General features: G+C 71.0%; 6 protein-coding genes. 1 reads left to right on the top strand and 5 read right to left on the bottom strand.

From position 1 onward, the window contains the following. Positions 1-6 precede the first annotated feature (6 nt). Positions 7-276, top strand: a complete 270-nt coding sequence (locus HNR67_RS25020) for a LuxR C-terminal-related transcriptional regulator (protein ID WP_221490042.1) — start codon at positions 7-9, stop codon at positions 274-276. Here the strand turns inward: HNR67_RS25020 and HNR67_RS25015 are convergent. The 5 genes from HNR67_RS25015 to HNR67_RS24995 all read right to left on the bottom strand — a co-directional run bounded on the left by HNR67_RS25015 (position 273) and on the right by HNR67_RS24995 (position 10,857). Then, positions 273-2,414, bottom strand: coding sequence for a peptidase domain-containing ABC transporter (locus HNR67_RS25015; protein ID WP_185004662.1), 2,142 nt, complete (start codon positions 2,412-2,414; stop codon positions 273-275). The genes HNR67_RS25020 and HNR67_RS25015 overlap by 4 nt on opposite strands. A 13-nt stretch (positions 2,415-2,427) precedes the next feature. Continuing rightward, entirely contained in the window at positions 2,428-2,844 is a 417-nt protein-coding gene (locus HNR67_RS25010) for a hypothetical protein (protein ID WP_185004661.1), read from the bottom strand. Beyond that, the gene (locus HNR67_RS25005) at positions 2,841-6,125 is read right to left on the bottom strand and encodes a type 2 lanthipeptide synthetase LanM family protein (RefSeq protein ID WP_185004660.1); all 3,285 of its coding nucleotides are present in this window, start codon (positions 6,123-6,125) and stop codon (positions 2,841-2,843) included. Before HNR67_RS25005 ends, HNR67_RS25010 begins: the two co-directional genes overlap by 4 nt. A gap of 92 nt (positions 6,126-6,217) precedes the next feature. Then, entirely contained in the window at positions 6,218-6,442 is a 225-nt protein-coding gene (locus HNR67_RS25000) for a mersacidin/lichenicidin family type 2 lantibiotic (protein WP_185004659.1), read from the bottom strand. A 113-nt stretch (positions 6,443-6,555) separates the two neighbouring features. After that, positions 6,556-10,857: a hypothetical protein gene (locus HNR67_RS24995; protein WP_185004658.1), complete on the bottom strand. Its 4,302-nt coding sequence runs from the start codon at positions 10,855-10,857 to the stop codon at positions 6,556-6,558. Between the last annotated feature and the right edge of the window lie 26 nt (positions 10,858-10,883).

The following is a 10,883-nucleotide window of genomic DNA, read 5'->3' as shown; positions in this document are numbered from 1 at the left end:
CAACTGGTGACAGCGCACGACAGGACTCCCGCCCTGAGCGCCACCCGCGCTCGCATCCTGGAGGGCATCGCCGCCGGTGCCACCTCCCAGCGCCTCGCCGCCCGGTTACACCTGAGCGTGCGCGGGGTCGAGTACCACCTGGCCGCCATGCAGCGGGCCTTCGCCGCCTCCAACCGGGTCACCCTGGTGGCCAGGGCCTACGCGGCCGGGGTGCTGGTCGCGGGGTCCTGGCCGCCGCGGGTGGCCGAGGAGGTCGCCGAGCCGGAGGCGAGTTAGATCAGCTGGGATTCCACCAGCGTGCTGTAGGGCCCGCCGCTGCGCAGCAGTTCCTCGTGCGAGCCGAGTTCGGTGATCGCGCCCTCGCCCATCACGATGATCAGATCGGCGTTGCGGACCGTGCTCAGCCGGTGCGCGATCACGATCCTGGTGCAGCCCAGCTCGTCCAGGTTCCGTTGCACCGCCGCCTCGGTGGCCGCGTCCAAGTGGCTGGTGGCCTCGTCGAAGAGCAGGATCCTGGGCTCCCCCAGCACCGCCCGCGCGATCGCGAGGCGTTGCAGCTGGCCGCCGGAGAGTCCGGCGCCGCCCTCGGAGAGCACGGTGTGGTAGTTCAGCGGCATCCGCATCAGGTCCTCGTGCACCTCGGCCACGGTCGCCGCGCGCACCACCTCGTCGAAGGTGGCGTCGGGGGCCTTGAGGGTGAGGTTGTCCAGGATGGAGCCGCTGTAGACGTGCGGGGTCTGCATGACCACCCCGCACTGGCCGCGCAGCGCGGTCAGGTCCAGCAGGCCCATCGGGATGCCGTCGAAGCTGACCGTGCCCGAACTCGGGCGGTGCAGGCCGAGCAGCAACCGGGCCAGGGTGCTCTTGCCGGAGCCGGTACGGCCGACGATGGCGATCTTCGCACCCGCCGGGCAGTGCACCGAGACCTCGCGCACCGCGGGTTCGGCCTCCGGGCCGTAGCCGAAACTCACCTGGTGCAGCTCGATCTCGCCGCTGATCCGCGGGCTGATCACCCGGTCCCGGTCCGGCTGCTCGGGTTCTTCACGCAGCACGTCCTGGATCCGGCCCAGGTGCACGCCAACGGTCTGGAAGGACTTGCCGGTCATGGCAAGGGAGGTCAGCGGCGCGAACACCGAGCCGGCCAGGGTGTTCATCGCCAGCAACTCCCCCAGTCCGAGCTGCCCGCCGAGCACCAGGTACGCGCCGAACCACAGCAGTCCCAACGGCATGCCGACCCGGAGCACGGTCAGCCACAGCTCCAGGTGGTTGTCCAGGGACTGCCGGTCCATGCTGACCCGCAGCTGCCGGTCGAACATCCGGGACCAGCGCTGGTAGGCCCGGTCCTCGGCGCCGGATGCCTTGATCGTCTCCACTCCGACCACGGTCTCGAGGAGGTAGCTCTGGGTGCTGGCCATCCGGTTGAGCTGCACCTCGGTCAGCTCGTGCGCGCGCCGGGCGAAGACCCACAGCACCACCAGGTTGAGCACCCCGGTGCCCGCCACCACCAGCGCGAAGGGCACCGAACCGGCGAAGAGCACGCCGAGGTAGAGCAGTACCAGCGCGCCGTCCAGCAGCACGGCCAGGAACTGGGCGGTGACCAGGTCCCTGATCACCTCGCTGCTGCCGAACCGGCTGAGCAGATCGCCGCCGGTGCGCAGCTGGAAGTAGGAGTAGGGCAGATCCAGCAGTCGCCGCAGGAACCGGGTGGACAGGTTCCGGCTGGTCCGGGTTTGCAGGTACACCAACAGTTCCGCCCGCGCGTAGCCGGTCATGGCCTGCCCGGCGACGAAGGCGATCAGGCCGAGGCCGAGTGCGGTGAGCGCGCCCGGCTGGCCGCCGGGCACGAGTTCGTCGACCAGGTAGCGGGTGAGCAGGGCGGGCAGCAGGCCGAGCAGCACCAGCAGCACCGAGCACAGCACCACCAGCGCGACCACCGCCCTGGCCCGCGGGAACACGGTGCGGACAAAGGCGATCAGCGCGCGCAGGGTCTGCCGTTTGCGGCGGGGCATGGCCGGGGTCGGGGTGAGCACCAGGGCGACGCCGGTGAAGCTGCGGTCGAACTCCTCGGCCGAGACCACCCGGCGGCCCGAGGCCGGGTCGACGATGGTGATCCGGTCGGCGGCGAAACGTTCCAGCACCACGAAGTGGCTGAAGTTCCAGTGCAGGATCAACGGCGTGTCCATTGTGGACAGATCGGCTGGTTCGACCCGCCTGGCTTCGGCGCGCAGGCCCCATTCCCTGGCCACCCGCAGGAGTTCCAGGGCGCTGGTGCCGTCCCGGCCGGTGCCGAGCCGGTCGCGCAGTTCCTGGGAGGAGATCTCGCAGCCGTGGCTGGAGAGGATCATGGCCAGGCAGACCAGGCCGCATTCGGCGTTGGTGTTCTGCAGTTCGACCCGGATTCGACGCGTGCGCACGGTGTTTCCCCCTTCAGTCCAGCAGGTCGAGCAGCAACGGGCGGCTGCCGAGGTTGATCGCGATGGCGGTGACCCGGTCCGCGGCCAGCCCCGGCACCCGGATCCGCAACTCGGGTGCGCCCGCCACTACCTCACCGGACAGCGTGCCGCCGCCGGTCGTCACCTGGGCGAGAGCGCCGAGGCCGGGCTGTTTCCCGTTGACCACCACGGCTGTGACGGTTTCGCCGTCCACCCCGGTCGGGGTGGCGCGGGCGGTGACCGGCACCCGGACCAGCAGGCAGGTGGCCACCGCGGCGGCCAGCATGCTGATCGCGGCCACCGCGGGCCACCAGCGCGGCCGGATCGGGCGGGCCTTCGGGTCCTCGGGTTCGCCGCCGCGCGGGGCGGCCTGGTGCGCGCGCACGGCCGCGGGGCGGTACAGCTCGGTCATCGGGCCGGTGCTTCCAGGAGCAGCACGGACGGAGTGGCCTGGGGTTCGGCGAAGCGCAGCAGGCCGTAGCCGATCCCGGCCAGGCCGAGCATCAGGCCGGGGGTGCTGGTGCCCTCGGGCACCGCGCAGCGCCAGCCGGTCCGCCCGGCGTCGGCGAGCTGGGCGGCGAGCAGCAGGTCGAGTTCGGGTCCGGGCAGGGCGCCGGTGCTGAGCAGGACGTCCAGGTTGCCGAGTTCGCCGTGGCACAGGCTGTGGTTGCCCAGCCCGCCCCAGTCCGCCGAAACCCGTTGCACCACAGCGGTGGTGTGCATGGCGGCGGCCAGGTCGGCGCGCAGCTGATCGGCCTGCCCGGCCAGGAAGTCGTGCCGCAGCAGGTCCTGGCGGGCCAGTGCGATACCGGGCGCGCCGTGGCACCAGGCGTGGCTGGCGCCGCCCTCGGGGGTGTACTCGCGCAGGTCCAGCCAGTTCGCCGCGCCGGGCACGAAGTGGCTGTTCTCGTGGGTGAGGGTGCCGGTGACGGTGCGCAGGTAGTCCGGGTGCGGGGTGCGCGCGTGCAAGCGGGCCAGGGCCATCGCGATGCCGGCGCCGCCGTGGGAGAGGCCGGTCAGCGGCTGGGTGGCGCCGGTGGCGATCCAGCCGTAGCCGGATTCGGTGTCCAGGCGGTGGGTCAGCAGGTGATCGGCGGCCAGCTCGGCCAGCCGGAGCGCTTCTGTCCGATGTGGACTGTCGGCCAGGGCGAGCAGGCCGAGGATGGCGCCTGCCGAGCCGCCGAGCACGTCGTATGCCTCGTCCCGGTGCAGCACCGCGCGCAGCAGTGGCAGCGCCTCGGCCGCGTGGTCGAGGTGGCCGGGCCGGTCCAGCACGGCGGCGGCGTGCGCGAGGTAGTAGATACCGCCGGAGAGGTCGCCGAAGCCGCCGACGTCCCAGGGCAGGTCGCGGACCAGGCTGGTGCGCTGACTGTGCGGCAGCTTGGCCCATTCCCTGGCGCGGCGGGTGGTCAGCCGGGCCACCTCGTCGGCGACCAGCCCGGCCGTGGTGTGCCAGCGGTCCCGGCCGGTGTGCTTGGCCAGGTAGGCCAGGAACAGGCCGATCCCGGCCAGGCCGCCGTAGAGGTCCTGGGTGCCGGGGGCGATCTGCCAGTGCCGTTCGTCGGCCAGGTCGATACCCAGCCAGCCGATCCGGTTGCCCTCGGCCAGTGCGCTGGCGAGCAGGCTCTCCCCCACCGATTCGGCGATCGCGAGCAGTTCGTCCCGGCCCAGCGGCTCGACCTCGGCGGCGAGGGCGCCGGGGGCGGATCGCGGTGGGATGGCGCGGACGGCGCCTGCCTCGGGACCGGCTTCCAGCAGCAGGAAGGAGTCCCGGATCAGGCCGAGCTGGCGGCGCAGGTCGGGCTCGCTCATCCGGCCGATCCGCTCTCGCACCAGATCGAGGGGCGCCCGGTCCAGCACCGCGGGCAGCACCCGGCCGTCGTCAAGGAGCAGGTCGCGGGCGCCGGGGGTGAACTCGAAGAACGGGATGTCACCCAGCCACATCGCGCGCAGTTCGGCGGCCAGCACCCCGGTGGCCTGGCCGAGGTCCTCGGGGGCCTCGCAGAGCCGGGACAGCGCGCGTTGCCGGTCGGTGGCATCGCGCAGGAAGTCCGGGTGCAGGCTCTCCTCCATCACCCGGCCGTAGAACCTGGTCGCCCGCAGGATCAGCCGCAGGGTGACTCCGGCGAACTCGCCGACCAGGCCGCCGGGGGCCAGCAGGTGTTCGCGGTCGGCCAGGATCTGCCGGTAGCAGAAGGAGAATCCGGCCCGCACGTCACCGGCGTACTCCTGCACCCGCACCTCGGCGCCGTCGGCCGGGCTGGGCAGGTTGCCGGAGCCCTCGGTGTCCACGTGCCGGTTGACCACCCGCATCTCGTCGGTGCCCATGGCCTCCAGCACCGGCACCGCCTCCAGGCTCTGCCCGCCGCGCCCGGCCACCCCGGACAGGTCCGCGGTGAAGCTGCGGCCCTCCGGATCGCGCACCACCACCGGTTGCGGCAGCAGACCGACCAGCAGCACCGATTCGGCGTAGGCGCGTTGCGGCGGCGACAGTTCAGAGCCGTCTCCCTCCCACGGGTTGGTGTGGAACAGGGCTTCCAGGTCGACCAGCAGTGGATCGGCCCCGGCGGCGATGATGTTCTCGATGTGGATGTCGGTGGCGCGCAAGGAGTGCAGCAGGCCGAGCAGGGCGCCGGTGCGCCAGTAGAACGCGCGTAGCTCCTCGGTCCCTGCGCACGGGCCGGTCTGGGCGAACTCGACCCAGCCGTGCTCACCACGGTCCAGCACCCGCAACACCCGCAGTGGGTGCTGGGGATCCCGGCGGTTGAACCAGTCGAGGTAGCGGTTGAACACCAGGTCGACGGCCAGGGAGCGGGGTTTGTAGACCACGGTGGCGTGCTCGAAGCGCAGGATGGCCACGGTGCGGCCACCGCGGTGGGTGTCGCCGGAGCCGAAACCCACCTCGGTCACCCGGCCCGGATCCGCGCCACCCAGCAGGGTGTCGACCAGGTCGGCCCGGTCCGCGGCCAGGTGCTGGGCGAACTCGACCCTGGTGCTGAACCAGCGGCACAGCACGCCCTGCACGTGCCGGGCCAGCACCGGGTACTCGCGCCAGAGGGTCAGCGCGGTCTCGGGGTCGCGCAGGGCCTGGGTGAAGCTGTGGAACCGGTCCTCCGGGGTGTCGCCGGTCAGCCTGCCCTGCACCCTGGCCACGTTCAGCTCCAGGGTGAGCGTGCGTTGCACGGCCTGGGCCAGTGGCACGATCGGGATCCCGTTGGCCAGCACGGAAAGCAGGCCCGGCGGCAACCCGGTCCAGTCCAGGGCGGCGGCCAGCCAGCCCAGCGCCAGGCGGAGCTGCGGGCGCACCAGTTCGGCGAAGCCGAGGTGCTCGGGCAGCACGTCCACCTCGGGCGGCAGTGGTTTCCGGTTGGTCAGCGCGGCGGTGAACTGCCGTACCCAGGCCGGTTCGTCACCCAGGCGTTCCCGCAGTCGTTCCGCTGGCTCGCCGAGCAGGTCGGCGAGTTCCGCGGCGTCGGCACCCAGTGGCGCGAAGGCCCGGTCCAGGTCCTCGGTCTGGAACGGCGAGAGTTCCCGCCAGAGTCGCAGCCGGCGCTCGCCAATGGCCGATTCGGCGGTGGACAGTGGCGCCGGGCCAATTCCGCGCAGGCGTTCGGCAATGGTGGCGGCGAGTTCCCAGGGCAGGTCGACGGCCGTGCTCGGAACGGCCGGAATGGCGTGGGTCGGCACGGACATGGGTCCTGCCCTCCTCGGAATTTTCGGAACGGTCGGCGGGAAATGAAAACGCCGGGACCGCGCCTTCTTCAGGCACGGCCCCGGCGGGACCCTTACGGGCAGACGCAGACGCTCTTGGCGGTCTGCGCGGTGGTGGTGGTCGTGGTCAGCTGGGTCGTCTGGCAGATGAACTTGCTGGGGCAGACCCAGGTCTTGCCGGCTCCACCGGCCACGGTGGCCAGCGTCGCGTCGGACAGGTCGACCTCACCGGCCGGGTGCGCCACGACGCCCATCGACCGACGGTATTCCGCGTCCTTCCAAACCCGCACGATGTCCATGAGTACTCCTCGGGATTTGTCTTGGATTTCTCGTCAGCCATTTGCGGCTGACACCAAGAACGTACGCCGAGAAGAACTTCAGTTTCCCACACTCTTTTCCGCGATTCGGACAATCAGCCACCCAGTTCCGTTAGCCGACGTTTCGCCGCCGCCAGTTTCGGCCCGTAGGTGCCCGGATCGGTGGCGTTGAGCGCGGTGTAGAGGTTGATCGCCTCCTTGACTCCCTCCACCGCCTGCGGACGCTTGCCGGTGCCGTCCAGGTAGTGGCTGGCCGGGCTGATCAGCCATTCGGCCAGGGTCGGCCGGTAGGACGGGTCGGCGGTGGCCAGTTGCCGGACCAGGGTGATGCCGTCGAGCACCCTGGCAGTGGCCTCGTCCTTGGTCCCGTTCTGCCACAACCGATGTCCGAGCGAGATGAAGGCCCGGCTCTTGTTGTAGCGGTGCACCGGATTCTGCGGCTGGGCGGTGATCAGGCGCTGGTAGGTGTCCACCGCCTCGCGCAGCAGGGTCACCGACTCGGCCTGCCGTCCCGACTCGGCCAGGTAGCCGCTGGCCGGGTTCATCAGCCACTCACCGAACACGGTGGCGTAGGCGAGGTCCTCGGTGGCCAGTTTCCGGGCCAGGTCAACGCCTTCCAGCACCGCGGCCAGGCCGTTGGGCCGGTCGCCCCCCTCCCAGAGCCGGGTGCCGAGGCCGATCAGCGCCTGCTGCTCCCGGCTGCGCAACTCCTTGTTGCCGGGCTGTTCGGCGACCAGGCGCTTGTAGGTCTCCCTGGACTCCCGTTGCACGGCAAGGGACTCCGGACCCTGCCCGGTGGCCGCCAGGTACGGGCTCACCGGCCAGTTGCCCCAGGTGGCCAGGGTTTCGGCGTACTTGCGGTCCACCGCGGCCAGATCGCGGACCAGGTTCAGCGCGGTCCGGGTGTGCGCGGCGCCCTGCCACCGGTCACCGGCGTTGTACAGCCGGATGCCCAGGTCGAGTTCCAGGGTCGCCTCATACGCCTGGTGCTCACGCTGGTCGGGCTCGCGCAGCTTGAGCATCCGATAGCCGTTCACCGCCTCGCGCAGCGCCGAGATCGCCTCGGCGTCACCGAGGTACTGCGCGATCGGCGAGCGCGCCCACTGTCCGAACAGGACGGTCGCCCGGCGGTCGTCCCTGGACACCTGCCGCAGCAGCCCCAGCGATTCCTGCCCCTTGGCCGCGGCCTCGGGTCGCTTGCCCTGCCCCCACAGCCTGGTTGCCTCGTGCAGGGCCGCCTCGGCCTGGGTGAGGCCGCAGGTGCCGTGGTTGGCCCGGACCACCGGCTTCAGCTCGGTGCGGAAGTCCAGTTCGGTCCGGCTGCCACAGGCCTTGTCGGTCAGGGTGAGCAGGCCGTCGTGCCCGGTGGCGCTGAGCGCCTCGCCCTGGGCCAGCGGGGTGGTGGACCAGTTCGGCTTGGCCACACCGTCCACCGAGGCCACCTGCGGGGCGTGGTAGCTGTTGTCCGGGGTGCGCAGGAAGAAGGTCAGCCGCTTGCCGTCGGGCGCGACGAACGGGTGCTCCTTGCCCACCTCCAGCACCTCGGGCAACGCCTTGTTCGCGGTGTGGGTCTTGTCCACGAACTGGGCGAAGGGCAGGGCCGTTGACTCCGCGGCGTAGAAGAACCCGCCGTTGCCGCGCATGCCCTTGCCGGCCATCTCACTGTCCACAGTGGACCGGATGGCCACCGAGATGCCGAGCTTGCCGCAGGCCTCGGTGTTGAGGTCGAGGAACTCCCAGTTCGGCTTGCTCACATCGCGGACCGCGCAGTCCTGCCACACCTTGGGCACCACCAGGTTCAGCCCGCAGGCGAAGCCGCCCTGCACGCAGGTGTTCACCACGCCGCGCTCGGTGTAGTACCAGCCGCCGCTCCCGTTCGACTTGAGGTCACCGCGGCCGTTGAAGCGGATCAGGTTCTCCCACATCGTCGGCGCGCTCTTGTGGTTGCGCACCGGCATCAGCGTGGTGGCCTGGGCCCAGGCGTAGTTCTCGTTGTCGGCGAACCGGTTGAACCACTCGTCCAGCCCGTACCCGCTGGGCAGCCACATACCGCCTGCGGTGACGGTGAAGGACTTGGACTGGGCGTAGATCTCCACCCCGCCCGCGGCGTTCTCGTTGGCGAAGCTCAGCCGCGGCCGCTCACCGTGGTAGTAGGCCACCTGGTAGGGCTGATCCGGCCGGGCCATCGAGGTGCGGATGGCCGAGTTCGGCGGCAGGTACCAGGTCATCGAGGCGATCGCGGCCTCGTGCGCGAACCACTCCGGGATCACGTCCCGGCCCTTCCAGCCGGGGAAGGTCTCATTCGGCGCGATGAACCACATGTCCTGCTCGCCGGAATTGTCCACCGGCCGGAAACCGGTCCACAGCATGAAGAACGGCGTCTGCGGGTCGGAGCCGCCGGAGAAGTAGACCTTGTTCTTCGCGTCCATGTTCGGGGTGACCCGGCGGAACGGGCCCGCCCGGCGCATCCCGTTGCTGCTGACGGAGAACTTGGTGGTCAGGTAGTCCAGCACGACCCTGGCCGCGGTGCGGATCTCCTCGTCGCGGGCGAAGTCGTGCAGGATGAACAGGGCCTGCATCGAGTAGCGGGTGTAGTTGCGGGAGTTGAACTCCAGCAGGTCGAACTTGGCGAAGCGGTGCAGCATCTTCAGCAGCTCGTCGCGCATGCCGTTGCCGGTGTTGTGGAACTCGGCCTTGCCGGTCTGGTCCAGCAGCACCTGGTTGGACAGGTACTTGGACGCCTCGATCATCAGCCGGTGGTTCTCCGACTCGGGCAGGTCGACCAGCCCGCACAGCCGGATCTTCTCATCGTCCTGGGAGTGCCCACCGGTCTCGGTCATCAGCTGCCCGGTGATGTGCTGCCGGGTCTCGGCCCGCAGCAGGTCCCAGTGCCGGTAGACGATGATCATCAGCGACTTGAGGAAGGTGTCGTAGTCGCCGACCCGGCGGGAGCAGGCGACCGGCCCGGCCGAGAACCCCGGGTGCGAGGTGCCGGTGCCGTGCGGCCGCATGTTGCGCAGCACCTCGTTGGCCAGGTCGATCGCCGGACGCTGGCCTGGGCAGGCGAAGTCCGGGCCGAACAGCCGGACGCTCTCCAGCATCGCGGCCAGGTGCACGCCCTGGTCGTCACCGGGTCGCTCCTCCGGCCACAGCACCACCGGGTCGGCCCCGTTGGGCTCGGGAATCCGGTAGCAGGCGTAGTAGCGCACCGACTCGGCCTGTCGCGCGCCGAGCTTGGCCATGGCCTGCGCCGGGTCGGAGGTGGTCAGGCCGGGCAGGTCCATCGACCGCGGCGGATCGGCGGACAGGAAGGCCTGCATGACCGGGTAGCTGCAGTTCACCGGGCCGCCCAACGGGTCAGGCCGGCAGCCGTGGATGGTGACCTCCGCGTTGCCCCCCATCCGGAAGGACACCTGGCCGTCGGCCCGCTGCACGCCCAGGAAACCGTCGTCGAAGCCGGGCGGCCTGCTGTAGTAGGTGGCCGGGTGCTCGCCCTTGACCTGGATGACGAACCGGTTGTAGAAGTCCGGCGAGTGCCAGCGCAGGTGCACCCAGCTCAGGTAGTTCGCGGCCGAGGCGGTGGCCATCCAGGGCTTGCCGTCGACCTGGCGGTACCAGGTGCTGATCGTGCCGTGGTCGAAAGACTGGCGCGAGCCCTCCGGCTTGCCGAAGACGTCGGTGGGCAGCGCGTTGTTCTTGGGGCAGGCGAAGATGCCGTCCTTGCCGCCGAGTTCCTGCCAGCGCTGCGCGTGGGTTCCGTTGACCACCTGGACCGCGCCGCAGTCGGCCTGCGCGCGCAGGTCGGCCAGGTTCACCCCGACCGGCACGCTGCGGCCGCGGTCGGAGTGGGTTTCGCTGTCGAAGCCCTCCACGGTGAACTCGTAGCGGCCGTGGCCCTGGCCGAGCACGGTGCTGAAGGTGCCCGAGCGCGGGTCGCGGAAGAGGAAGCCGTCGTTGCCCGCGAAGGCGCCGTTGTGCGTCCAGTTCAGCCGCCAGCTGCGGTGCTCGGGGCCGTCCATCACGCCCCAGTCGATGACCACCTCGGCCCCGCGCAGGTAGGCGGCCACGACCATGTCCGGGCCGTGATCGGGCGAGGTGGCGATCTCCCCGCGTTCGAAGACCTGCTTGCGCCCGTTGCGGCCGGGGATGCCGCCCTCGGCCGCGGTGGGGCAGCCCAGGCCGCCGTGTTCGCCACGCAGCGCGGTCCAGCGCTGGGCGATCTTGCCGGTGACCGGGAAGGCGCACCGGGTGGGTGGCGCGACCGAGGGCACGGCCGCCGGGGCCGCCGCGGCGGCGGGTGGCGCGCTGAGTCCGGTGGCGGTGGTCAGCACCACCAGCGCCAGGCAGGCGGCCGCGCGCAGGGCGCCGCCGAACCTGGGCGTGCGGGGTCTGGACATCGCTGATCTCCCCTGTCTGCCGGCCG

The sequence above is a fragment of the Crossiella cryophila genome (assembly GCF_014204915.1).
Classification (GTDB): Bacteria; Actinomycetota; Actinomycetes; order Mycobacteriales; family Pseudonocardiaceae; genus Crossiella; species Crossiella cryophila.
The sequence above is the reverse complement of the archived record's forward strand: the minus strand, read 5'-3'. Positions and strand labels throughout refer to the sequence as shown.